Annotated in this window: 24 protein-coding genes; 10 read left to right on the top strand and 14 right to left on the bottom strand. The window is 71.0% G+C overall.

What is annotated here, in order from left to right:
* Window positions 1-18: 18 nt before the first annotated feature.
* From ABT294_RS42265 to ABT294_RS42255, 3 genes are read left to right on the top strand one after another with little or no spacing between them, the layout of a single operon-like run.
* Window positions 19-669 (top strand): response regulator, encoded by a 651-nt coding sequence (locus tag ABT294_RS42265; protein WP_350812100.1) that lies wholly within the window; start codon window positions 19-21, stop codon window positions 667-669.
* A gap of 5 nt (window positions 670-674) precedes the next feature.
* On the top strand, window positions 675-1742 hold the full coding sequence (locus ABT294_RS42260) for a quinone-dependent dihydroorotate dehydrogenase (protein ID WP_350812099.1): 1068 nt from the start codon (window positions 675-677) through the stop codon (window positions 1740-1742).
* On the top strand, window positions 1739-2302 hold the full coding sequence (locus tag ABT294_RS42255; protein WP_350812098.1) for a GNAT family N-acetyltransferase: 564 nt from the start codon (window positions 1739-1741) through the stop codon (window positions 2300-2302). Before ABT294_RS42260 ends, ABT294_RS42255 begins: the two co-directional genes overlap by 4 nt.
* Window positions 2303-2333: 31 nt before the next feature.
* Here ABT294_RS42255 and ABT294_RS42250 read toward each other — a convergent pair whose 3' ends face one another.
* The 4 genes from ABT294_RS42250 to ABT294_RS42235 form a co-directional block, all read right to left on the bottom strand.
* Window positions 2334-3932, bottom strand: a complete 1599-nt coding sequence (locus ABT294_RS42250; protein WP_350812097.1) for a beta-N-acetylhexosaminidase — start codon at window positions 3930-3932, stop codon at window positions 2334-2336.
* The gene (locus tag ABT294_RS42245) at window positions 3929-4738 is read right to left on the bottom strand and encodes an N-acetylmuramoyl-L-alanine amidase (RefSeq protein ID WP_350812096.1); all 810 of its coding nucleotides are present in this window, start codon (window positions 4736-4738) and stop codon (window positions 3929-3931) included. Before ABT294_RS42245 ends, ABT294_RS42250 begins: the two co-directional genes overlap by 4 nt.
* Before the next feature lie 28 nt (window positions 4739-4766).
* Window positions 4767-5015 carry a hypothetical protein gene (locus ABT294_RS42240; RefSeq protein ID WP_350812095.1) on the bottom strand — a complete coding sequence of 83 codons (249 nt, stop codon included), beginning with the start codon at window positions 5013-5015 and terminating at the stop codon, window positions 4767-4769.
* Between the two features lie 125 nt (window positions 5016-5140).
* Window positions 5141-6190: a LacI family DNA-binding transcriptional regulator gene (locus ABT294_RS42235; protein WP_502912212.1), complete on the bottom strand. Its 1050-nt coding sequence runs from the start codon at window positions 6188-6190 to the stop codon at window positions 5141-5143.
* Between the two features lie 146 nt (window positions 6191-6336).
* Between ABT294_RS42235 and ABT294_RS42230 the strand changes: the two genes are divergently transcribed.
* Window positions 6337-7002 carry a TetR/AcrR family transcriptional regulator gene (locus ABT294_RS42230; protein ID WP_350812093.1) on the top strand — a complete coding sequence of 222 codons (666 nt, stop codon included), beginning with the start codon at window positions 6337-6339 and terminating at the stop codon, window positions 7000-7002.
* Between the two features lie 129 nt (window positions 7003-7131).
* Here ABT294_RS42230 and bldC read toward each other — a convergent pair whose 3' ends face one another.
* A complete protein-coding gene (gene bldC, locus ABT294_RS42225; protein ID WP_013133571.1) occupies window positions 7132-7335 on the bottom strand; it encodes a developmental transcriptional regulator BldC in 204 nt (67 codons plus the stop codon).
* A 323-nt stretch (window positions 7336-7658) separates the two neighbouring features.
* Window positions 7659-8522 (bottom strand): DUF8083 family protein, encoded by an 864-nt coding sequence (locus ABT294_RS42220; RefSeq protein ID WP_350812092.1) that lies wholly within the window; start codon window positions 8520-8522, stop codon window positions 7659-7661.
* A gap of 106 nt (window positions 8523-8628) precedes the next feature.
* On the opposite strand from ABT294_RS42220, the gene ABT294_RS42215 reads away from it, so the two are divergent.
* Window positions 8629-9708 (top strand): Leu/Phe/Val dehydrogenase, encoded by a 1080-nt coding sequence (locus tag ABT294_RS42215; RefSeq protein WP_350812091.1) that lies wholly within the window; start codon window positions 8629-8631, stop codon window positions 9706-9708.
* 151 nt (window positions 9709-9859) lie between these two features.
* Window positions 9860-10084: a DUF3073 domain-containing protein gene (locus ABT294_RS42210; protein WP_350812090.1), complete on the top strand. Its 225-nt coding sequence runs from the start codon at window positions 9860-9862 to the stop codon at window positions 10082-10084.
* Window positions 10085-10180: 96 nt separating this feature from the next.
* Here the strand turns inward: ABT294_RS42210 and purM are convergent, their stop codons facing one another.
* The gene (gene purM, locus ABT294_RS42205; RefSeq protein ID WP_350812089.1) at window positions 10181-11230 is read right to left on the bottom strand and encodes a phosphoribosylformylglycinamidine cyclo-ligase; all 1050 of its coding nucleotides are present in this window, start codon (window positions 11228-11230) and stop codon (window positions 10181-10183) included.
* The gene (gene purF / locus ABT294_RS42200) at window positions 11227-12663 is read right to left on the bottom strand and encodes an amidophosphoribosyltransferase (RefSeq protein WP_350812088.1); all 1437 of its coding nucleotides are present in this window, start codon (window positions 12661-12663) and stop codon (window positions 11227-11229) included. Before purF ends, purM begins: the two co-directional genes overlap by 4 nt.
* Before the next feature lie 688 nt (window positions 12664-13351).
* On the opposite strand from purF, the gene ABT294_RS42195 reads away from it, so the two are divergent.
* The gene (locus ABT294_RS42195) at window positions 13352-14503 is read left to right on the top strand and encodes a hypothetical protein (protein ID WP_350812087.1); all 1152 of its coding nucleotides are present in this window, start codon (window positions 13352-13354) and stop codon (window positions 14501-14503) included.
* On the opposite strand, the gene ABT294_RS42190 is transcribed toward ABT294_RS42195, so the two are convergent.
* Window positions 14500-14970: a sterol carrier family protein gene (locus ABT294_RS42190; RefSeq protein ID WP_350812086.1), complete on the bottom strand. Its 471-nt coding sequence runs from the start codon at window positions 14968-14970 to the stop codon at window positions 14500-14502. The two genes, ABT294_RS42195 and ABT294_RS42190, sit on opposite strands and share 4 nt — an antisense overlap.
* 127 nt (window positions 14971-15097) lie before the next feature.
* Here ABT294_RS42190 and ABT294_RS42185 point away from each other — a divergent pair, with 127 nt between their 5' ends.
* Window positions 15098-17161, top strand: coding sequence for a PhoX family protein (locus tag ABT294_RS42185; RefSeq protein WP_350812085.1), 2064 nt, complete (start codon window positions 15098-15100; stop codon window positions 17159-17161).
* Between the two features lie 35 nt (window positions 17162-17196).
* A complete protein-coding gene (locus ABT294_RS42180; RefSeq protein WP_350812084.1) occupies window positions 17197-19074 on the top strand; it encodes an ABC transporter ATP-binding protein in 1878 nt (625 codons plus the stop codon).
* Here ABT294_RS42180 and ABT294_RS42175 read toward each other — a convergent pair.
* On the bottom strand, window positions 19038-20462 hold the full coding sequence (locus ABT294_RS42175) for a DHA2 family efflux MFS transporter permease subunit (RefSeq protein ID WP_350812083.1): 1425 nt from the start codon (window positions 20460-20462) through the stop codon (window positions 19038-19040). The genes ABT294_RS42180 and ABT294_RS42175 overlap by 37 nt on opposite strands.
* 69 nt (window positions 20463-20531) lie before the next feature.
* Here ABT294_RS42175 and ABT294_RS42170 point away from each other — a divergent pair, with 69 nt between their 5' ends.
* The gene (locus tag ABT294_RS42170) at window positions 20532-21218 is read left to right on the top strand and encodes a TetR family transcriptional regulator (RefSeq protein WP_350812160.1); all 687 of its coding nucleotides are present in this window, start codon (window positions 20532-20534) and stop codon (window positions 21216-21218) included.
* 11 nt (window positions 21219-21229) lie between these two features.
* On the opposite strand, the gene ABT294_RS42165 is transcribed toward ABT294_RS42170, so the two are convergent.
* From ABT294_RS42165 to ABT294_RS42150, 4 genes are read right to left on the bottom strand one after another with little or no spacing between them, the layout of a single operon-like run.
* The gene (locus ABT294_RS42165) at window positions 21230-21550 is read right to left on the bottom strand and encodes a type II toxin-antitoxin system PemK/MazF family toxin (RefSeq protein ID WP_350812082.1); all 321 of its coding nucleotides are present in this window, start codon (window positions 21548-21550) and stop codon (window positions 21230-21232) included.
* Window positions 21547-21771: a hypothetical protein gene (locus ABT294_RS42160; RefSeq protein WP_350812081.1), complete on the bottom strand. Its 225-nt coding sequence runs from the start codon at window positions 21769-21771 to the stop codon at window positions 21547-21549. Before ABT294_RS42160 ends, ABT294_RS42165 begins: the two co-directional genes overlap by 4 nt.
* Before the next feature lie 24 nt (window positions 21772-21795).
* Window positions 21796-23244: an MFS transporter gene (locus ABT294_RS42155; protein WP_350812080.1), complete on the bottom strand. Its 1449-nt coding sequence runs from the start codon at window positions 23242-23244 to the stop codon at window positions 21796-21798.
* A gap of 43 nt (window positions 23245-23287) precedes the next feature.
* Window positions 23288-23950 carry a Crp/Fnr family transcriptional regulator gene (locus ABT294_RS42150; RefSeq protein ID WP_350812079.1) on the bottom strand — a complete coding sequence of 221 codons (663 nt, stop codon included), beginning with the start codon at window positions 23948-23950 and terminating at the stop codon, window positions 23288-23290.
* Between the last annotated feature and the right edge of the window lie 18 nt (window positions 23951-23968).

Raw genomic sequence — 23968 nt, 5'->3', positions numbered from 1 at the left:
GTCGGCCACTATAGAGGGGTGATCCGCATACTCCTCGCCGACGACGAAGCCATGATCCGCGCCGGAGTCCGCGCCATCCTCGCCTCCGACCCGGAGCTGGACGTGGTCGCCGAGGCCGCCGACGGCAGGGAGGCGGTCGACCTGGCCATCAGCCACCACCCGGACGTCGCGCTGCTCGACATCCGGATGCCGAAGCTCGACGGCCTCGCCGCCGCGGCCGAGATCCGCAGGGCCGCGCCGGGCACGTCCGTGGTGATGCTGACCACCTTCGGCGAGGACGACTACATCGCCAAAGCGCTGGAAGTGGGGGCCGGCGGCTTCCTGCTCAAGGCGGGCGACCCCCGCGAGCTGATCGCCGGGGTCCACGCGGTCGCCGAGGGCGCGGCGTACCTGTCGCCGAAGGTGGCCCAGCGGGTCATCGCGCAGCTGGCGGGCGGCCGGATGGCGCGCGGAGCCGCCGCCCGCGACCGCGTCGCGGCCCTGACCGAGCGGGAACGCGAGGTGCTGGCCCTGCTCGGCGCCGGGCTGTCGAACGCGGAGATCGCCCGCAGGCTGCACATCGTGGAGGGCACGGTGAAGGCGTACGTCAGCACCATCCTGACCCGGCTGGACGTGCGCAACCGGGTGCAGGCCGCGATCATCGCGCACGAAGCCGGCTTGGTAGCCTGAGTCTGATGTATCGCCTCGTGTTCTCGCAGGTCTTGCGGCGTTTCGACGCCGAGGCCGTGCACCATCTCACTGTCAGGGCCTTCGCGGTCCTCTCGTCGCTGCCGCTGGTCAAGCGGCTGCTGTACCGGGCGCTCGCGCCGCGCGACCCGGCGCTTCGGGTCAGCGCGTTCGGCGTGCACTTCCCCGGGCCGCTCGGGCTCGCGGCCGGGTTCGACAAGGACGCCGCCTGCGCCGAGGGCATCGCCGCGCTCGGCTTCGGCCACGTCGAGGTCGGCACCCTCACCGCGCACGGCCAGCCGGGCAATCCGCGTCCGCGCCTGTTCAGGCTGGTGTCGCAGCGGGCGATCATCAACCGGATGGGCTTCAACAACGCCGGGGCCGCGGCCGCCGCGCGCCGCCTGCGCCGCGTCCGCGGGGTGCCGGTGGTGGTCGGGGTCAACATCGGCAAGACCAAGGTGGTGCCGGAGTCCGAGGCGGCGGCCGACTACGCGGCCAGCGCCAAGGAGCTCGCGCCGCTCGCCGACTACCTGGTGGTCAACGTCAGCTCGCCGAACACGCCGGGGCTGCGCAACCTACAGGCGGTCGAGCTGCTGCGCCCGCTGCTCGCCACGGTCAAGGAGGTCGCCGACGGCACTCCCCGGCGTACTCCGCTGCTCGTCAAGATCGCCCCGGACCTCGCCGACGAGGACGTCGACGCCGTCGCCGACCTGGCGCTGGAGCTGGGGCTCGACGGCATCATCGCGACCAACACCACGATCAGGCACGGCGGCGAGACGGGCGGCCTGTCGGGGCGGCCGTTGAAGGCGCGCTCGATGGAGGTCCTGCGCCGCCTGCGCGCCCGGGTGGGCGACCGGATCACGCTGGTGTCGGTCGGCGGCGTCGAGGACGTCGACGACGTCTGGGAGCGCCTGCTGGCGGGCGCGACCCTGGTGCAGGGCTACACCGGCTGGATCTACGGCGGCCCGCTGTGGGCCTCGCGCATCCACCGGCAGTTGGCCCGCCGGGTCAGGCGGCACGGCCTCACCTCGGTCGCCGAGGCCATCGGCCGCACCGCCCCTAGAGTGGGAGCATGATCACAGAAGCGACGCCGCTCAAGGACGGCATCCTGCTGCGTCCCGTCGTCGAGGGCGATGCGGAGGCGGTGCTGGCGGCCTACGAACGCAACCGTGAGCACCTGCTCCCCTGGGAGCCGCGCCGCGCGCCCGAGTTCTTCACCCTGGCGGGGCAGCGGGCGCGGATCAGGGAGATGGTCGAGACCCAGCGCCAGGGCCAGCTGGTCCCCTGGATCCTTGTCGACGGCGACCGGATGATCGGCACCATGACCCTGTCGGGCATCGTCATGGGGCCGTTCCGCAACGCCAACCTGGGCTACTGGGTCGACGGCGAGTACAACGGCAGGGGCATCGCGTCCCTGGCGGTCCAGACGGTCCTGCACGTGGCGGACGAGCAGCTCGGCCTGCACCGGATCCAGGCGGGCACCCTGGTGCACAACGTGGGCTCCCAGCGGGTCCTGGCGAAGGCCGGGTTCGAGCTGATCGGCCGGGCTCCCCGGTACCTGGCGATCAACGGGGTCTGGCAGGACCACCTGCTCTTCCAGCGCATCCTGCACGACCGCCCGCCGACCGCCCCCTGACGGCCAGGGGCCACCCAGGGCAGGCGGCGGGTCACATGCTCGGGCGGGTGGACTCCGCGTCGAAGGTCATGGCGTCGAGGCGGGACATCACGTCGGCGACATTCACCCTGCCCGGCCGGTGCGGGCGGCGGCGCTGCCATGGGCGCGGCCCCTCCAGGGGGCGGTACTCCACGCCGAGCGCGTCCAGCAGCCCGAGGTGGGCGCGCAGGCGCTCGTCGAAGTCGTCGCCGCTGCCGCCCGACCACGCCACCTCGGCCAGCGCGCAGGCGCGCGGCCAGAGGCGGTAGTCGAGCGTGCGGGCGTCGGGGATGCGCTCGGTCCACAGCTGCCCCTGCGCCCCGAGGACGTGGGAGCGCTCCTCGGCGGTCCAGCCGGAGGGGGCGGGGTCGAACGCGGCGACGTCCGCCACCGTGATGGTGTCGCCGATCGCCATCGGCTCGTCGGGCGAGGCGGACTCCGCGTAGTCGAAGTACAGCGGGAACACCGGTGTCGCCACCACGTCGTGCCCGGCTGCGGCGGCCCGGCGGCCGACGCCCATGCCGCGCCACGGCATCACCACGGTGTCCTGGCGCAGCCGGCCGCTGACGAACGCCTCGTCCCACACGACGGCGCGCGAGCCGCGCTCGGCGAGCGCGTCGGCGAGCCGCCTCAGGAACCACGCCTGGAGGTCCACCGCCGAGTCGAGGCCGAGCGACTCGCCGTAAGCGGTGATCTCCGGCGAGGCGGACCAGTGGTCGAGGACGACCTCGTCGCCGCCGATGTGCACGTACGGGGTCTCGCCGAGCGCGCCGATCAGCTCGTCGAAGATCGCCGTCAGGAACTCCACGGTCGCCGGGGTCGGCGACAGGATCGCCGAGGAGATACCCCAGCGGTGCAGGACGTCGTGCCGCTCCCTGGTGGCGCCGAGCGACGGGTAGGCCGCCAGGATGGCCGACGCGTGGCCGGGCACGTCGATCTCCGGGACGACCGTGACGGCCCTGGCGCGGGCGTACGCGCCGATCTCGGCCAGGTCGTCGAGCGTGTAGTAGCCGCCGTGCGGGAGGTCGTCGTAGGTCTCGGGCTCGCGGTGGTAGTTGGACGCCGTGCGCGGCCGGTGTGACGACACCTCGTGCAGCAGCGGGTAGGCCCGGCTCTCCACCCGCCAGCCCTGGTCGTCGGCCAGGTGCAGGTGCAGCCGGTTCAGCTTGTGCACGGCCATCAGGTCGAGCAGGCGCAGGATCTCCCGCTTGGGGAAGAAGTGCCTGGCGACGTCCAGGTGCAGGCCGCGCCACGAGAAGCGGGGGGAGTCCTCGATCCGCGCCCCCGGAACGATCCACTCCTCCCGCGTGGTGAACCGGTAGGACGCGTCGGGCAGCGACTGGTGCAGCGTCTGCCCCGCGTAGAAGGCGCCCGCCCGGCCGCCCGCCGCGATCTCGACCCCGCGCGACCCCGTGACCAGCCGGTAGCCTTCCGGGCCGAGCGCGGGGTCCAGCCGCAGCTCGATCGCGCCCGTGTCACCGGGACGCAGGTCCAGGAAGGGGAGCGCGAGGCGGACGGCGTCGACCAGGTCGGCGGGCCCGGAGATCGTGGCGCCCGTGGCCAGCTCGTAGGAGCCGGACAGCGGGTTGTGCAGGTTGGCGCGCGGAATCATGCTTCGAGATAGTGCTGCAGGCCGTCGGCCAGTGCCAGCGCGATCCGCTGACGGAACTTCGGATCCTGGAACTTGGCGGCCTCGGCGGGGTTCTTCATGTTGCCGCACTCGACGAAGACCTTCGGCACGGTCGAGAGGTTGAGCCCGCCCAGGTCGGAGCGGTAGTCGAGGGCCTTGCTGCCGATGTAGGTGGAGTACGGCAGGCCGGTGCCCTTCCTGAAGGAGTCGCGGACGGCCACGCCGAGCCTGCTGGACTTGCCCACCACCGGGTCGACCGGCCCGTTGATCTTCTTCGGCATGATCACGTGGAAGCCGTGCCCGGCCGGGGCCGCGCCGTCGGCGTGCACGGAGAGCGCGGCGTCGGCCTTGGCCTTGTTGCCGATGGCGGCCCGCTCGGTGATGCACGGGCCGACCCCGGTGTTGCTCGACCTGGTCAGCTTGACCTTGGCGCCGCGCGACTCGAGCAGCTTGACCAGGCGGTTGGAGACGTCCCAGGTGAAGGCGGCCTCGGTGTAGCCGCCGGTGGTCTCGGTGCCGGTGGTGTCGCAGGGCTTCCACTTGGTCAGCACGTTGACCTTGCGGTTGACGGCCGCCGGGTTCTTGTAGTTCCCGCCGTTGTGACCGGGGTCGATGACCACGACCTTGCCGTCGAGAGGCTTGGCCGTCGCGACGCCAGCGGCCCGCGCGGGCGGGGCCGGGGCCGGCTCGGCGGCCCGGCCCGCCGACGCGCCACCGGGGACGGCACCGCCACAGCCGGTGGCGATCAGGCCGCAGATGGCGAGGACGGACGCTGGGAATGCACGCATGAATTCCAACTTACGCCAACCCGGGCCATCACCAGACGCGTTCGCCGACCTCCTGCCGCTGGAGCAGCGCGGCGAGCTCCCGCGCGTCCTCGGCGTCGAGCCCGAGCACGACACGGGGGCGGCCCCACGGGTGGTCGAGGGAGTGGGCCACGTAGCTCGCCACGGACTCCGCCCCGGTGTCGCCGCTCCTGCCCCTGGACGCGCGCCACTGCGCCCAGGCGCGTTCGAGCTCGGACGCAGCGCGCTGGGCGCAGGACACCAGTTCTGGATCACGCATGACTGTCCCCCCGGATCAGCTTGTGACCGAACAAAGTCCGGTCACACCTCACCACCGCATGACCCTGATGAGTAAACCAACGTGCCGTGTTGTGGCTGGGCGGGTTGACCCAGCCTTGGGATTTCCTAGGCCGGACCCGTGCTGCGCCGCACGATCAGCTCGGGTGTCACCTGGCGCAGCCTGGCGACCTTGGCGGGGTCCCCGATCCGGTCGCTGAGCAGCGCCGCCGCCGACCGTCCCATGGTGCGTCTGGGCTGGTCGACGGAGGTGAGCGAGATGTGCTGCGAGGCCGACAGGTGCGTGTTGTCGTAGCCGACGACCGAGAGGTCCTCGGGCACTCGCAGGCCCATCTCGCCGGCCGCCGACAGCACCCCGAGCGCCACCGCGTCGTTGGCGGCGAAGATCGCCGTGGGTCTCGGGTCGCGGGTCAGCAGCGCCATTGCCGCCTGCCTGCCACCCTCCTCCGTCGACTCGGCGTGCTCGACCATGATGTACGGGGCGAGCGAGTGCCTGCGCATCGCCACGAGGTAGCCCTCGCAGCGTGAGGGGCGCGGGCCCTCGATGTGCGCGATCCGCTTGTGGCCGAACTCGACCAGGTGGTCGATGGCCAGGCGGGCCCCGAGCTGGTCGTCGTCGACCACGATGTCGACGCCGTCCAGCTCGATGTCACGTTCCCCTACGACGACGGTCGGGGTGTACGAGGTGGCCTCGATGAGGGTCTCGCTGGTCGGCGCGATGCCCAGCAGGACCAGCCCGTCGACCCTGAGCTCGAGGAAGGCCTCCACGGCCTCGTCCTCGAAGGCGGGGTCCCACTGGCTGTTCCCGATGAGCATGCGCAGTCCGTCGCCGTGCAGGCTTTCCTGTAAGCCGTCGAGGAACTCGGCGTAGAACGGGTTGTGCAGGTCGGCGACGAGCGCGCCGACGAGGTGGGTGCGGCCCTCGACGAGGCTGCGGGCCACCGCGTTGGGACGGTAGCCGAGTTCTCTGGCCGCTTGGAGCACGGCCTCGCGCCGGTGCTCGCTCACGTGCGGCGAGCCGCGCAGCACCAGCGAGACCAGCGATTTCGAGACGCCGGCCCGCTCGGCGACGTTGCGGATCGTGGGCCGGGGCCGAGGCACCGCGTCTGCCTCGCGGAGCTCGGTAATGGTTGAAGTGTTGACGGGTGGTCCTGACATGTGTCTCCCCCGCGATGCGAAGATGGGCACCTGTCTCACCAAACGATCGAGTTCCCCGCAGGGTACGGCCTCAGGTTAGGGAAGGCTGATATTGACCTGAAGGTCACACGTCCGCTATCGGGCAGGGGGTCGGCTACTGTGCAGGTGTGACACCCGGGAAGCCAGCTGAGACGGCGCGACCGGCCCGCCGCAGGCTCAGCGTCGACCGCCGTCGCGAGGAGCTCATGGCGGCGGCCCTGGAGCTGTTCAGCACGCGCGACGCCGAAGAGGTCTCGATCGACGACGTGGCCTCGGCGGCAGGCGCTTCGCGGGCCCTGGTCTACCACTACTTCGGCGGCAAGCAGGAGCTCTACGTGGCGGCGCTGAGGAGCGCGGCGGAGCAGCTGGAGTCGCGGCTGCGGCCCCAGGAGGGCGGCAGGCCGCTCGACGAGCTGGCCTCGGGTCTCAGGCGGTACTTCGACTTCGTCGAGGAGCACGCGGCGGGCTTCGCGGCGCTGCTGCGCGGTGGCCCGGCCAACCGGGCGGGCGAGGTGGGCGAGATCGTCGACGGCGTGCGCCGCCGCCTGTTCCGGCTCATCCAGAAGCAGATGAGGGTCGAGGAGCCGAGCCCGGTGCTGCGCACCACCCTGCGCTCGTGGATCGCCTCGGTCGAGACCGCGGGCCTCGACTGGCTCGAACACCGTGACATCGAGCGTAGGACGCTCGAGAAGATGCTCGTCGACCACATGGTGGCGTTGCTGGGGGTGGCCGCCGGCTACGACGGCGAGGTCAACAGGCTCCTGGAACTGCTCACCCGGGAGCAGCTGGCCTAGGGGAGGGAAGGATGGCGCCGGGCGGGCGGCGCCAGCTCCCGTTGCGACGTGTCGTCGTCACAAAGGTGGACCGGGCTTGGGAACCTGGCCCACCGTTCAACCCCCCTGAGGTTCGTGACGATCTCGGCATTACTCCGAGCGCTGCTGCGGAATCCCCGCGAGCAGTGCCCGAACCTCGGTCTCCCGGTAGCGCCGGTGACCGCCGAGTGTACGAATCGACGTCAACTTGCCCGCCTTGGCCCACCGGGTGACGGTCTTGGGGTCGACCCTGAACATGGTCGCGACCTCGGCGGGCGTGAGCAGCGGCTCGGCCTCGGGTGTACGAGCTGACATTTGTGCGGCCTCTCCTCCGTGTGGACCGTTCGTAGCGATCCGGCGACTGCGGTTGCGCGTGTCACGGATGTCCCCCTATGGCCCGAAGCGTGCGGCTTTTCTGGACCATATGCGGCATCACCCGAAGTGACCATACCGCCACGCAGAGCGATTGGCGAGCCCTTCTTTGACCCAACTGCCCGCCCACATGGCGATGTCACGCTCGGTGATTCTAGCGACACGTTTCGTGGTATCGCAGTGAAAACGGCAAACTACTCTTCTCGCAGAAGCGAGTAGCCGCGAGTCATGACCTACTCATGCAGGTCAGACGGTTGCAATGGGGCTCAGTTGGCAGATTCCAGAAGTTGCATTGACTTCCATCGAAGGACGACCCTCTGGTACATGGCGAACGCAAGCTCTTCTTGACCCGTGTCCAAACCCGTCAGGGCCGCCGACAGCTCGGCCACCGACTGGTCGGCCTGGAGCGCGTCGTCGTCCATGAGGTGGACCAGGCCGCCGTAGTCGAGTTCCACCAGCGAGTGCGGGTGGAACTCCTCCAGCCAGCGGGCCACGTCCTCGACGTCGAAGTTGGCCGCCGCGTCGCCCAGATGCCTGCGCAGGACCTGCAGCGCCCGCGCCGAGCGCCGCCTGGCCTGGGCCATGGAGGTCACGTAGATGAGGTTACGGCCCGTAGCGGTCGTCACGTCCTGGCCGGGATTGGCCGAGCCGAGCACCAGCCAGCGCTCGTTCCCGTCGAACGGCACGAACCAGGACGCTGGCACGTGCCACGCGGTGGTGCGGATGTGGGTGCGCAGCGCCGAGGAGCCCTCGCTGCGCTTGTACCGGTCGAAGTCGTCGGCCGTCTGGTCGGCGATCGCCTTGGGGACGAGACGGTCCATCAGCTTCACAGGAGTGTTGCCACGCAGCTTCGAGAAGGCCAGCCACGAGCGCAACCGGGTCTGCCAGGGACACACGTACAGACGGTCCTCTACGCGCCGCAGATAGGCGTTGTGGCTCTCCTGAGCGGGTGCCGGGTGCGGAGGCATGCCGAGCAGGCGCCTGACGGACTCGCCGTGCTCGGCGTTGAGCGCGTTGGCACGGCGCGGACGGTCACGGGAGTCGGCGTAGTCGGCCCAGACCTTGCGCTCGGATTCGGGGAACGCGGTCAGCGGCTCGTAGACGCGGAGGTACGCGGCATAGGGCAGCACGGAGGCATCGTGTCATGAAGACAACCTGCTTGCACCGTTGTGGCTACTACGCTGATAGGTGATCTCCGCCGCAAAGAGGCGGCGGACCGGACAGGGAGTCACTACCGTGACCGACGTCTTCGGGTCGTCCCACAAGGACGTCCACGAGCAGGTCGTGTTCTGCGCCGACGAGCAGAGCGGCCTGCGTGCCATCATCGCCATCCACAACACCGTGCTCGGCCCGGCTCTGGGGGGAACGAGGTTCTACCCCTACGAGAGTGAGCAGGCGGCCCTCGCCGACGTGCTCAACCTGGCCAAGGGGATGGCCTACAAGAACGCGCTCGCCGGGCTCGACCTGGGCGGCGGCAAGGCCGTCATCATCGGCGACCCCACGCGCGACAAGACCGAGGCACTGCTGCGCGCCTACGGCAGGTTCGTCGAGTCGCTCGGCGGGCGCTACATCACCGCCTGCGACGTGGGCACCTACAGCGAGGACATGGACATCGTCGCGCGCGAGTCGCGTTACGTGACCGGCCGCACCCTGGCGCACGGCGGCGCCGGCGACAGCTCGATCCTCACCGCCTTCGGCGTCTTCCAGGGCATGCGCGCCGCGGCGGAGCGCGTGTTCGGCACGCCTTCGCTGCACGGCAGGCGGGTGGGCGTCGAGGGCGTCGGCAAGGTCGGCCACCGCCTGGTGGACCTCCTGCGCGAGGACGGCGCCGAGGTCGTCGTGTGCGACGTCAGCCCCCAGGCCGTCGAGCGGGTGCGCCAGCGCCGCCCCGAGGTGGACGTCGTCGCCGACGCCCGCGCCCTCGTCACCTCCGACCTCGACGTCTTCGCCCCCTGCGCCCTGGGAGGGGCGCTGAACGACACCTCCGTGGCCGAGCTCAAGGCGTCGATCGTCTGCGGCGCGGCCAACAACCAGCTCGCCCACCCCGGCGTCGAGAAGCAGCTCGCCGAGCGCGGCATCCTGTACGCCCCCGACTACGTGGTCAACTCCGGCGGTGTGATTCAGGTCGCAGACGAGATCGAGGGTTTCAACATGGAGCGCGCCAGAGCCAAGGCGGCGCAGATCTACGACACGACTCTGAAGATCTTCACAATCGCCGCCGACGAGGGCGTTCCCCCCGCCGTGGCAGCCGATAGGCTGGCCGAGCGCAGAATGTCGGAAGTCGGACGTATTCGGGCGATTTGGCTGGGCCAGTGACGCCCCACGTCCATACGACGTACCGAGCTGGGCACAAAACAGGTACGGTAATAGGCGAACGATAGGCTGACGCCCGAAGTCAGGCGGCGTCAGTGTGTGGTGCGTTAGCGACGAGGGGTCGGGGACGACCCCACACGAGGGGGTCGAGCCAATGGGGCGCGGCCGAGCAAAGGCCAAGCAGGTCAAGGTTGCTCGCCAGCTGAAGTACAACAGCGGTGGCACGGATCTTGACCGTCTTCGCGATGAACTCGGGGTCGGAGACTCCAGTAATGACGCCGACGACCTCAACGACGAGCTGGCGGATCGCTATGCCGATTACGCCGATGACTACGGTGCCGGAGACGACGACGATGACCGTACGTCCGGCCGCCGATAGCCGTTCATCTGGTTGACGTGGCCGAGGTTCCGGCGTCGCCGGCCCTCGGTCACGCGTCGGGCCCCACGGGCAGCCATCCGTGGGGCTTTGTCATGCTCAGCGGTAGCGGGCCTGGCCCGTGCCCGGCACGATCTCGCCGAGAACCCACGAGTCGAGCCCTCTGGCGCCCAGCAGCCGGATCGCCTCGTCGGCGCTCTCGGGGGCGACCACGGCGGCCATGCCGACTCCCAGGTTGAACGTCCTGTCCATGTCCTTCTGCGCGATGCGGCCGTGACCGGCCAGCACCTGGAAGACGGGCGGGGGAGTCCAGGACGAGCGGTCGAGGACCGCGTCGAGGTGCCCGGGCAGGGAGCGGGCGATGTTGCCCTCGACGCCGCCGCCGGTGATGTGCGCGTAGGCGTGCACGTCCAGTGTGCGGGTCAGTTCCAGGCAGTCGAGCGAGTAGATGCGGGTCGGTTCGAGCAGCTCCTCGCCCAGCGGCCGGCCCAGCTCGGGCAGCACGGCGTCGAGTGACAGCGACGCCTCGCGCAGCACGTGCCGCACCAGCGAGTAGCCGTTGGAGTGGACGCCCGAGGACGCCAGCCCGAGCACCACGTCGCCAGTCCGGACCCGGTCGGGGCCCAGCAGCGCGGACGCCTCCACGACGCCCGTGCCCGCGCCCGCCAGGTCGTACTCGTCGGGCCCCATCGCGCCGGGGTGCTCGGCCGTCTCGCCGCCCACCAGCGCCGCGCCCGCCAGCCGGCAGCCCTCGGCGACGCCGCCGACGATCTCGGCGACCCGCTCCGGCACCACCTTGCCGCAGGCGATGTAGTCGGTCATGAACAGCGGCTCGGCCCCGCACACCACGAGGTCGTCGAGGACCATGCCGACGAGGTCGATGCCGATCGTGTCGTGCTTGCCGTAGCGCTGGGCGATCATGACCTTGGTGCCCACCCCGTCGGTGGACGTGGCCAGCAGCGGACGCTGGTAGCGCAGCAGGGCCGAGGCGTCGAAGAGGCCGGCGAAGCCGCTGGCGTCGTCGACCACCTCCGGGCGGCGCGAGCGGGCCACCTTGTCCTTCATCAGCGAGACGGCGTGCTCGCCGGCCTCGATGTCGACACCCGCGGCCTCGTACGTGCTGCCGGGCCCACTGGTTCGTTCGCTCACGCCTTGCTCTCCAACACGAACTTGCCGACGTTGTCCTGGTCGATCGGGATGGGGTAGGAGCCGTCGAAGCAGGCACGGCAGAGCCGGTCGGCGGGGATCGTGGTGGCCTCGGTGAGGCCCTCCAGCGAGATGTAGCCGAGTGAGTCGGCCCCCAGCGAGGCCCGGATCTCCTCGACCGTGAGCGAGCCCGCGATCAGCTCCGCCCTGGTGGCGAAGTCGATGCCGTAGAAGCACGGCCACGCCACGGGCGGCGAGGAGATGCGGACGTGCACCTCGCGGGCCCCCGCCTCGCGCAGCATCCTGACGATCGCGCGCTGGGTGTTGCCGCGGACGATCGAGTCGTCGACCACCACCAGCCGCTTGCCCGCGACGACCTCGCGCAGCGGGTTCAGCTTGAGCCGGATCCCGAGCTGCCTGATGGTCTGCGACGGCTCGATGAAGGTGCGGCCGACGTAGGAGTTCTTCACCAGGCCCTGGCCGTAGGGGATGCCGCTCTCCTGGGCGTAGCCGACGGCCGCGGGCGTGCCCGACTCGGGGGTCGGGATGACCAGGTCGGCCTCGACGGGGTGCTCGCGGGCCAGCACGCGGCCCACCTCGACCCTGGTGACCTGCACGCCGCGGCCCGCGATCGTGGTGTCGGGACGGGCCAGGTAGACGTACTCGAACAGGCAGCCCTTCGGCTCGGCCAGGGCGAACCTGCGCGAGCGGACGCCGCGCTCGTCGATGGTGAGCAGCTCGCCCGGCTCGATCTCGCGGACGAAGGTGGCGCCCACGATGTCGAGGGCGGCGGTCTCGGAGGCCACCACCCAGCCCCGCTCCAGGCGGCCGAGCACCAGCGGGCGGATGCCCTGCGGGTCGCGGGCCGCGTAGAGGGTCTTCTCGTCCATGAACACCAGCGAGTACGCGCCCTTGACCTGCGGCAGCAGCTCGGCGGCGGAGTCCTCGACGGACCGGCTGCGGTCCTGGGCGAGCAGGGTGGTGAGCACCTCGGTGTCGGTGGTCGCCCTGGTGGCCCCGGGAGCCAGCCGCTCCGCCAGCACGGGTGTGTTGATCAGGTTGCCGTTGTGGGCCAGCGCGAGCCCGCCGACGTCGGTGGAGCTCAGCGTGGGCTGAGCGTTCTCCCACACGCTGGAACCGGTGGTGGAGTAGCGGCAGTGGCCGATCGCCAGGTGGCCGCGCAGCGTGCCCAGCACCGACTCGTCGAAGACCTGGGCGACGAGGCCCATGTCCTTGTAGACGAGGATGCGGCTGCCCTCGCTGACCGCGATGCCAGCGGACTCCTGGCCGCGGTGCTGCAACGCGTACAGCCCGTAGTAGGTGAGTTTGGACACTTCCTCGCCTGGCGCCCAGACGCCGAAGACACCACAGGCGTCCTTGGGTGCACGGTCGCTGGGGTCCAGGTCATGGCCGATCCGGCCGTCGCCCTTCAGCACGTGCTTCAGTCTAGGTCGGCCGCTTCCCTGCTCGCACACCCGGGGGCCGGATCAGCGGGCGTGGGCGGGCCTGCCCCACGTCCGATCCGCTGTGGATGATCTCGCCGATGAGGTGTTCAGGGGCCCGTCAGGCCCGCTCCCGTGCCGTTCCCCGCCTGTGGGGCCGGACGGCCTGCGTGATCAGGGCTTCCGCGACCCCGCTTGGACGTTTGCTGACCGAAGAGTGAACGGATGATTGCCGTGTCACAGGGTTTTGGCGGGCGCTTCCGAGAAAAAGTGAAGTATCCGGCATTCCGACCCGTCGGGAGACGCAGACGTGACCACACCTGGGGACCCGAACCGCCCGCGCGAGGACCGTCCCGAAGAGCCCGGCCAGGAGGGGACCCCTGCCACCCCTCGGTGGGGCGAGGGGAGGACGGAGGAGCCGCCTGAGAAGCCGTCGGGCGGCCACCCCACGGCCGAACCCCCGGAGGGCGGGCGACGCGAGGCAGGGACGCCCGAGAGGCCCGGGAGAGAGTCTGGCGAGCCCGAGAGGCCGGGGAGGGGATCTGGAGCGCCTGAGGAGCCGGGGAGGGAGCCTGGCGCGCCTGAGGAGCCGGAGTTCGAGCCTGGCGCGCCTGCGAGGCCGGGGTTCGAGCCTGGGGCGCCTGCGAAGGCGGAGGAGCCGATCACGCCCGTCCCGCCGATCGTGCCGCGCCCGGAGGGCCCTGCCCCGCCGCCCCCGCCGGGACCGGCTCCGGGGCCGGGCGGCGGGCCCGGTGGACCGCGCCACCCGGACCTGCCCGACTCGCCGGAGACGCCGGAGCCCTCGGAATCCCCGCGCCCCGAGATGCCGCCGGACGCGGGCCGCGGCAACACGGACCTCCCGGAGGGCCGGAGGGACACCGGCCCTCCGGAGGCCGGCCGCGGCGAGCCCGCTGAGGCGGGCCGGGGGGATACAGGTCCTTCAGAGGAGGACAAGGGCCCTCCGGACGCCGAGCGGACCGTCGCGTTCGAGCGGCCGGGCGCCGAGGATACCCAGGTCTTCCCGGTCCCGGGGGCCACGCCTCCCTATCCGGGGTGGGGGGACACGTCCGAACCCGGCCGCCCCGGCGCCCCGCCGCCGTCCCGGTACGAACCGCCCACCCAGGGCGAGAGGCCCTCGTTCGCCGCACAGGGCGAGCAGGCCGCCCCGGGCTCCCCGTACGAGGGCGGCCCCAAGGAGTACGGCCCTGAGGCCACCTACGGCGCCGGGGGCGGTACGCAGGAGCCGCGCCCTGAGCCGTCCCCGGGCGAGCCGGCCGTCCCCGGCACCTCGCCCTCCAGCCCGTACGGCGGCCCTCCAGGCGGAGGCGGACCGCCCTACGGACCACCGTCCGGCGGCGAGAGCCGGTACCCGCCGAGCGGCGCCGAGGGCCCCTACGGCGGGCCGAGCCAGTACGGCGAGCCCGGCCAGTACGGCGGCGCGGGGCAGTACGTGCCACCTGGCGGCGGCGGTCAGTACCCGCCGCCCGGCGGGGCGGGCCAGTATCCGCCCGGCTACCAGCCGCCCAGGCCCGGCAGCGGCCTCGCCACCGCCTCCCTGGTGCTGGGCGTGGCGAGCCCGTTCCTGGTGTTCGTCTGCTTCACCGGCCTGATCACCGCGATCCTGTCGATCGTCTTCGGCGGTGTCGCGGTCAGCAGGGGAGTGGGCAAGGGCCGCGCCATCACCGGCATCGTGCTCAGCGTCCTGGCGCTGGTGCTGTTCGCGATCGTGGCGATCTGGTTCTGGAACGTGGTGCAGGAGTGCGGCCAGTTGCCCGGCCAGCTCGCCGACCGCTGCTTCGAGCAGAAGTTCCCCTGGATGAACCGCCCCCGCTAGGCGGTCGGGTCGTCCTGGAGCGGCAGGTGCTCGGAGAGGTCGGCCCTGGATCCGCTGGCCGAGACGGCGCCTTTCGCCATCGCCTCGCCCCAGGTGAGGCGGCCCAGGGCCAGTTCGATCCAGGTGCGCCCGTCGGTCTCGACGACGTTCGGGGGCGTGCCGCGCGTGTGCCGGGGCCCGGCGATGGCCTGGACGGCGGCGTACGGCGGGACGCGCACCTCGACGGTCCGGCCGGGCGCGGCGGTGGCGAGCCTGTCGAGCAGGTACCTGACGGCCTGCCGGGCGGCGTCGCGCTCGGGCTGGAGGCCGCGGTCGTAGGCGGCCAGCACGGCCGCGACGAGCGCCCGCGGCAGCGCGGTGGCGGGGCCGTCGAAGGGCGGCTCGTCCAGCGCGACCAGTTGCGCGTCGAGCGCGGCCCGTACCTTCTCCAAGTCGAGTTTGCGTGGTGGCACCTCACCATTGTCCATCTGGTGTCTCCCCGGAAGCGTTCACCGTGGCGGAGACTGCCGTTCACTTCCGGTTTGGACGGTGACCGTAACGTCCCCGCCGAACGACTGCGCACAAACGGCGCAAACAGCACAACTTGGAGGACTTGTGGCGAACCCCACGCCCGGCCGGCTGCTGCCACTGCTTTCCACCCCGCACAAGGCCGGCCGTTCCGCGCTGACCTGCCAGTTCCGATGCGGCAACGCCTGTGCGCACGACGTTGCGAACACCAGCGAGAACTCCTACTTCGGCGACGTCGTCAAGGAGGCCCTGTCCCGCCGCGGCGTGCTGCGCGCCGGCGCGCTGGGCGCGCTCGTCGTGGGCGCCGGTGTCGCGGGGGCCGTGCCGGCCCTGGCCGACGACCCCGTGGCCGAGACGGCGGACGCGGAGACCCTGAAGGGCAGCGGGAACATCCGCTTCACCCCGGTCCCGCCGAACACGGACGACGCGCTGACCGTCCCCGAGGGCTACGAGCAGGCCGTCGTGGTGCGCTGGGGCGACCCGGTCCTCCCGGACGCGCCCGCCTTCGACTTCGCCAACCAGAGCGCCGAGGCCCAGGCCAAGCAGTTCGGCTACAACTGCGACTACGTCACCCTGCTGCCGATGGGCAAGGACCGCGCCCTGCTCTGGGTGAACCACGAGTACACCGACGAGAACCTGATGTTCCGCGGCTACACCACGGGCGCCGCGGCCACCGAGGAGCAGATCAAGATCGCGCTGGCCGCGCACGGCGGCTCGGTCGTGGAGATCGAGCGGGCGGGCAAGACCGGCCAGTGGAAGCTCGTCACCAACGGACGCCGCCGCTACAACCGCCGCGTCACCGCGCAGACGCCGATGAAGTTCAGCGGCCCCGCCGCGGGCTCCGACCTGCTCAAGACGGCCGCCGACCAGGCGGGGCTCAAGCCGGTCGGCATGCTGAACAACTGCTCGGGCGGCGTGACGCCGTGGGGCACGGTGCTGACGGCCGAGGAGAACTTCGACCAGTACTTCGTCAACGGCGACAAGGTGCCCGCGGCGCAGAAGCCCTACATCTCCCGCTACACGATCCCGAGCGGCACGCCGTCGGGCAGCCGCCGGTTCGACCGGATCGAGGAGCGCTTCGACCTGGCCAAGCACCCGAACGAGGCCAACAGGTTCGGGTGGATCGTGGAGATCGACCCGTTCGACCCCGAGGGGACGCCGATCAAGCGCACCGCGCTCGGCCGGTTCAAGCACGAGGCCGCCAACACCACGCTGGCCCGTGACGGCCGCCTGGTGGTCTACATGGGCGACGACTCCCGCTTCGAGTACATCTACAAGTTCGTCTCGAAGAAGCGCTACATCGAGGGCTTCGACCGGCACAACCGGACGCTGCTCGACGAGGGCACGCTGTACGTGGCCAAGTTCACGGGCGACAGCCCCAAGGAGGAGATCGACGGGTCGGGCAAGCTGCCGTCCGACGGCGCGTTCGACGGCTCCGGCGAGTGGATCCCGCTGGTCAGCGGCGACGAGTCGCACGTCGAGGGGATGACCGCCACCGAGGTGCTGGTCTACACCCGCGTCGCGGCCGACAAGGTCGGGGCGACCAAGATGGACCGTCCCGAGGACATGGAGCGCAACCCGGTCAACGGCGCGGTCTACGTGGCGCTGACCAACAACACCAACCGCACCGCCGCGCAGGTGGACGAGGCCAACCCGCGCCCGTCCAACAAGCACGGCCACATCCTGGAGCTGGTGGAGAAGCGCGACGACGCGGGCGCGACGACGTTCGCCTGGTCGCTCCCGCTGATCTGCGGCGACCCGAAGGACCCCGCGACCTACTTCGCCGGGTACGACAAGACCCAGGTCTCGCCGATCTCCTGCCCCGACAACGTCACCTTCGACCGTGACGGCAACCTGTGGATCGCCACCGACGGCAACCAGCTCGGCAGCAACGACGGTATGTTCGTGATGCCGCTGAAGGGTAAGGAGCGCGGCCACCTGCGCCAGTTCCTCACGGTGCCGGTCGGGGCCGAGACCTGCGGGCCGATGGTGACCGAGGACCAGCTCAGCGTCTTCGTCGCGGTGCAGCACCCGGGCGAGATCGACGGCGCGACCCCCGACAAGCCCGCCAGCCGCTGGCCGGACGGCGACCAGCCGCGCCCGTCGGTCGCGGTGTCCTGGCACGGCAAGGGCAAGAAGATCGGTAGTTGACCTGAAGTTAACTTGAGCTTCTAGGCTTCCATGCCATGAGCATGGAGATGACCGCCTGGCACCAGCTTTATTCGATGAACAACCAGAAGGAGCGTCGCCCTCTGTCGAGGGCGACGCTCCGTCGCGTGGCGGCCTTCGCCCGTCCGCATCGCAAACGTCTGACGCTGTTCCTGCTGATGAGCGTGGTGATGGCCGCGCTGGCAGTGGTCTCGCCGGTCCTCGCGGGCCGGGTCGTGGACGCCATCGTCAAGGGCGAGCCGTTCGGCGTCGTCGGAGGTCTCGCCGCGCTGATCGCCGGGCTGGCCCTGGCGGAGGCGGGCCTCGGCCTGGTGGCCCGGTGGCTGTCGGCCGGGCTCGGCGAGGGCCTGATCCTGGACCTGCGCACCGCCGTCTTCGACCACGTCCAGCGGATGCCCGTCGCGTTCTTCACCAGGACCCGCACCGGCGCGCTGGTCAGCCGGCTGAACAACGACGTGATCGGCGCGCAGCGGGCCTTCACCGACACGCTGTCCGGCGTGGCCGGGAACGTCGTCACCCTCGTCCTGACGCTGACCGTGATGATCGGCATCTCCTGGCAGATCACTCTGCTCGCGCTGTTGCTGCTGCCGGTGTTCGTGCTGCCCGCCCGCCGGATGGGCACCAGGATCGCCAGGCTGAGGCGGGAGGCGGCCGACCACAACGCGGCCATGGGGACGCAGATGACCGAGCGGTTCTCCGCGCCGGGCGCGACGCTGGTGAAGCTGTTCGGCAGGCCCGCCCGCGAGTCGGCGGAGTTCGCCGCCAGGGCCAGGCGGGTGCGCGACATCGGCGTGCGCACCGCCATGACCCAGTCGGCCTTCGTCACGGCGCTGACCCTGGTGTCGGCGCTGGCCCTGGCGCTCGTCTACGGCCTGGGCGGCTTCTACGCGCTGCGCGACCAGCTCGAACCCGGCTCGGTCGTGGCGCTGGCGCTGCTGCTGACCCGCCTGTACGCGCCCCTCACGGCCCTGGCCAGCGCCAGGGTGGACGTGATGAGCGCGCTGGTCAGCTTCGAGCGGGTCTTCGAGGTGCTCGACCTCAAGCCGCTCATCCAGGAGAAGCCGGACGCGGTCGCGGTTCCCGACGGCCCGGTGACGGTCGAGTTCGACGACGTCCGGTTCGCCTACCCGGCGGCTGACAAGGTGTCGCTGGCCTCGCTGGAGGAGGTCGCCGTCCTCGATGGCCGGGGCGGGGCCGAGGTGCTGCACGGGGTCTCGTTCAAGGCCGAGCCGGGCCAGATGGTGGCCCTGGTGGGCTCGTCGGGGGCGGGCAAGTCCACGATCGCGCAGCTCCTGCCCCGGCTCTACGACGCCGACTCGGGCGCGGTGCGGCTCGGCGGCGTGGACGTCCGCGACCTGACCGCCGACTCGATCCGCGACACGCTCGGCATGGTCACCCAGGACGGCCACCTCTTCCACGAAACGATCAGGGCGAACCTGCTGCTGGCCAGGCCCGAGGCGAGCGAGGAGGAGGTCTGGGACGCGCTGGGCAGGGCCAGGCTGGCCGCGCTCATCGAGTCGCTGCCCGACGGCCTCGACACCGTGGTGGGCGAGCGCGGCTACCGGCTGTCGGGCGGCGAGCGCCAGCGGCTGACGATCGCCCGGCTGCTGCTGGCCAGGCCCAGGGTGGTCATCCTGGACGAGGCCACGGCGGCGCTCGACTCCACCTCGGAGGCGGCCGTCCAGGAGGCGCTGAGCGAGGCGCTCCAGGGCCGGACGGCCGTCGTGATCGCGCACCGCCTGTCCACGATCCGCGCCGCCGACGTCATCCTCGTGATCGAGGACGGCCAGGTGGTCGAGCGCGGCACGCACGCCGAGCTCCTGGCCGCCGGCGGACGCTACGAGGAGCTGTACCGCACTCAGTTCGCCGAGCCCACCACGGTGGAGGCGGCCTGAGGCGCGTCCGTCTCGCGAGGGGTGCGGCGGGCGCGCAGCGCGTAGAGGCTCACCGGGATCCCCGCCAGCACGATCACGGCCGCGATCACCAGCGTGACCTGGTAGGCGTCCAGGAAGGCGGCCAGCGGCGGCTTGCCGCTGGCGCTCTGCCCGGACGTCAGGATCGCGCCCAGCACCGTGATGCCGAGCAGCCCGAACACCTCTCGCGACACGTTCAGCACCCCCGAGGCGACGCCGGACCTGCCCTGGGGCATCCCGCCGAGGATCGCGGCGGTCAGCGGCACGAGCAGCCCCGCGCCCACGCCGTACAGCGTGAACCAGGGCAGCACGTCGCCGTACCCGCCGTCGGCGCCGACGCCCGAGAGCATGAAGATCGCGACGGCCATGAACGCCAGGCCGAGCGCGACCGTCGGGCCGATGCCGAGTTGCCGCCCGACCCGCTGCGACAGGATCGCGACGACCGCCATGATCAGCGCCATCGGCACGAACGCGGCGCCGGCCTGGGTGGGGGTGAAGCCGAGGACGTTCTGCAGCCAGAGTGCGCTGAAGAAGTAGATGCCGAACACGCCGAACGACCAGATGCCCGTGGTGAGCATGCCGCCGCTGAACACCCGGGCCCTGAAGAGCGACAGGTCGATCATCGGCTCGGCCGAGCGCGCCTCGACGAGCACGAAGGCCAGCGCGGACGCCGCCGCGACGCCGAAGGCGGCCAGGATCTCGGGCGAGGTCCAGCCCGCGCCGTTGCCCTCGATGAGCCCGTAGGTCAGGGCGAACAGCGCCAGCGCGGACGTGGCCAGCCCGAGCAGGTCGAGGCTGTGCCGTACCCGGACGAACGCGGGCCGTACCGCCCAGAGCGCGAGCCCGAGCGTGACCGCCCCGACCGGCACGTTGATCAGGTAGATCCAGCCCCAGTGCAGGTTCTCGCTGATGAAGCCGCCCGTCACCGGGCCGAGCGCCATTGACAGCGCGCCTGAGGCGCTCCAGATCCCCACGGCTCTGCCGCGCTCGCCGGGGTCGGGGAAGATCTGCGTCAGCAGCGAGAGCGCCGTGGGGGTCAGCATCGCCGCGCCCACGCCCTGCACGGCGCGGGCCGCGATCAGCGTCGCGCCCGAGGTCGCCAGCCCGGCGGCGAGCGAGGAGAGGGTGAAGACCGTCAGGCCCGCGAGGAACACCCGCCGGGCGCCGAACAGGTCGGCCAGCCGCCCGCCGACCAGCATCAGCCCGGCGAAGACCAGGATGTAGCCGGTCGCGATCCACTCAAGCCCTGAGACGGTCAGCTGCAGCTCCCGCTGGATCGTCGGCAACGCGACGTTGCCCACGTTGTTGTCCAGGTACGTCATGAAGGTCCCGAGCGTCACAGCCGTGAGCGCCCACCACTTCCTGTCCACAGCATCTCCTATACGCCGTACTTGTACGACGTATAGTTGAACTTGTACGACGTATAGTTGTCAACCGTGATGGGAAAACTGACCGCGCACGCGATCGTGGAACGGGCCCTGGAGATCGGCGACACCGAAGGGCTCGACGCCGTGACCATCAGGCGTCTGGCCACCGACCTGGGCGTGACGCCGATGGCCCTCTACTGGCACTTCAAGAACAAGGAACAGCTCCTCGTCGGCATGGCCGACCACCTCATCTCCGGCTTCGCCCCCGAGCCCGCCGACGACCGCTCGTGGCAGTGCCAGCTACGCGACCTGGCGGAGGGGCTGATCCGGGTGCTGCGCCGCTACCCGTGCGCGAAGAACGTCCTGGCGCAGGTGGACCAGGCCGCCGTGCCCAGCTTCCTCGCCGTCTGGGACCAGGCCCTCGGCCTGGCCCGCGAGGCCGGGTTCAGCATGGAGGAGAGCTGTCTGATCTCCAAGTACCTACTGCAGAGCGCCATCGCCATCGCCGACGCGCCCGTCCACTTCTCCTCCGGCCGCACCCCCGAGGAGATCGCCGAGCTGGTGCGGGTGAAACGCCTGGGCCTGGAGTCCCTGCCGGCCGACAGGTACCCGAACCTGGTGGAGATGGCCGGCCCGATGGTCGAGGGCATGAGGCCCGGCTTCTACGACACCTTCGGCGTCGACCTCGTCCTCACCGGCATAGAGGCCCTGGCCACCGCCCGCCGGAACCCTGCCTCGGAGGTCGTGGATACCACCTGAGAACAGGTTCCTCAGATGAGGCCGAGCTTCAACATCAGGGCACGATCGACGTCGGCGGCCTCGTGCGCTTCCAGCGCGCCCTTGAAGTCACCGAGCCTGGACGGCGACACGGAATAGATCTGGTCGGTCAGCACGCGCGCCTTGGTGCCGTCGAACTCGATCTCTGGCCGGTAGATGGCAGGGCCTGCGCTCGATGAGGTGAGCGCTACCGTGATGGTGCTGGTGGTGAAGTGATCCGACTGGATGATGACTGCGTACCGGCGCCCCTGTTGTTCGTGGTCTCGAGCCCCAGGCAGCGCTTTGATCTCGTAGATCGCGCCCCGGAAGATCACTCTGCTACGCCCATGAAACGCTGGATCGCCAGCATTTCGGCCTGGTCGTCGGGATCGTTTCGCAGCCGGTCCGCATCGGCTGCGGCCTGCTCGAGCAACATTTCCTTGTAGGTGTGAAGCACGGCGTAGCGAACCGCCTCAGAACGGGTTCGCCGGTCTCCCGCAAGTGCCCGGAGGGCGGTCTCCATCGCCTCGTCAGTACGAACGTTAAGAGTTCCCACGGAAAGAGTGTAACACGTTTCGTGTTACGTCGACGGGTGGCGCGGGCGCGCCAGGGCGGCCAGGGCGGCGCCCGCGAGGGCGACGGCGAACAGCACCGCGTACGTGCGCTGGAAGCCGCCCATCAGCTGGTCCACCGCCACCGGCGAGAGCCTGGCCAGGGTGGCGGCGTAGACCTGGGCTCGCAGCTGGGGGCCCACCGACCCTGCCAGGACGCTCAGCGACAGGCCCACGCTGAGGACGATGCCGACGTTCATCACCATGAGCCGGAAGCCGTTCACCACCCCGAGGCTCCCGCTCGGCAGGGCGCGCATGACCTGCGTGGTGTTGCCCGTCAGGAACGTGCCGCTGCCGCACCCGGCGACGAAGAGGCCCACGCCGATGATCCAGTACGGGGTGGCGGGATCCGCCGTGAGCATCAGCGTCGCCAGCCCGGCCGCGCTCATCAGGCAGCCGCCGACGGACAGCGCGTACGGCGACACCCTGCGCCCGATCGAGCCCGCGATCGGCGAGGCCAGGGCCATGCCCACCGGCACCGGCAGGACGCTCAGGCCGGCGGTGAAGGCGTCCACGCCTCTCGCCGCCTGGAAGTACAGGGCCACCACCAGGATCAGCGCCGCACGGGCCACCGCGTTGCAGAACGACGCCAGGTTGGCGCAGGCCAGCATCCGCCCGCCGAACAGCCGCAGGTCGAGCACCGGATGCGAGGCCCGCCGCTCCACCAGCACGATCAGCGGCACCAGCGCCACGAACACCGCCGATCCACCCAGCACGAGCGGGCTCGACAGGCCGCCCGCGCCCGCCTCCGACAGCGCCATCAGCGCCGCCGACAGCGCCGCGAACACCAGCGCGTTGCCCAGCGCGTCCACCGGCTCCTTCGGCCCCCGGGGCACCTTGCGCAGGATCATCGCGCCCCAGCCCAGCGCGACCAGCCCGGCGGGCACGTTCACCCAGAAGATCCACTGCCAGCCCGCCGCCTCCGCGATCAGCCCGCCGAGCGTCGGGCCGGCGAGCTGCGCCACCGACAGCGTCCCGATGTAGACGCCCATGCCCTGGCTGAGCCTGTCGGGCGGGAAGGCGTCGGTGATGATGACCGTGCCGTTGGCGAGGATCATCGCCGAGCCGACAGCCTGTAACACGCGCATCGCGACCAGGAACCACACGTTCGGCGACAGCCCGGCGAGCAGCGAGGCCACGGTGAACAGCGCGAAGCCCGCCAGGTACACCTCCCGCCTGCCCAGCAGGTCGGCGACCCGGCCGAAGAACACCAGGCTCGCCGTGTTGACCAGGAGGAACGACAGGAGGATCCAGCCCGACTGGAACGGGTCGGCGTGGAAGTGCCGCACGACCGCCGGCAGCGCGACGTTCAGCGTGCTGCCCGCGATGCCGATGAGGACGAGCCCCAGGCTGGTGACGGAGCAGACGCGCCAGGCGTAGCGGAGGCGGTTGTGCTGCTCGGGGGAGACCGCGACCATGACCTCCACTATGACGTACGACGTACGTCCTTTTTGTGGGGGGTTATCGGGCGCGCTTGCGCAACCCCTCGAGGTCGTGGATCGTCACCCGGCGCCTGCCCGTCTCGATCAGCCCGCGGTCGCGCAGCGTGCGCAGCGCCTTGCTGACCGCCTCCCGCGAGGCGCCGGTCCACCCGGCCAGCTCGTCCTGGGAGAGCGGCAGCGCCACCCGCACCCCGGCGCTGGTCCGCTCGCCGTACCGCTCGGCCAGCTCGATCAGCCGCGTCGCGACCCTGCCCGTCGTGTCGAACGCGCCATACTCGACGCGCTTCCTGTCGGCGTCGCGCAGCCGCTCGGTCACGAGCCGCATGAGCAGGACGGCGACGCGCCCGTGCTCCTGCAGGAACGCCGGGAAGTCACGGACGACGACGCCCGCGACCGGCTCCAGCGCCGTCACCGTCGCCGAGCGCGGCGACCCGTCGATGGCCGACATCTCGCCCAGCAGCCCGCCAGGCCCGCGCACGGCCAGCACCACCTCGGTGCCGCTGGAGGTGTGCGACGACACCTTCACCCGGCCCTCGGTCAGCACGAGCACCCAGTCGGAGGTGTCGCCCTCGGTCATCAGGGTCGTCCCGCGGTCCCACCGCCGGAGCCGGCCCGCGTCGCGCAGCGCCTCGACCTCGTCGGGCGTGAGCATGGACAGGAACTCCCCGGCCTCTGGCGTCATGCGCCGATTATGTCGGGA

This window comes from Nonomuraea sp. NPDC000554, from assembly GCF_040300065.1.
Lineage (GTDB): Bacteria > Actinomycetota > Actinomycetes > Streptosporangiales > Streptosporangiaceae > Nonomuraea.
Note: the sequence above shows the minus strand (reverse complement) of the source record. Positions and strands in the feature narration are given on the sequence as shown.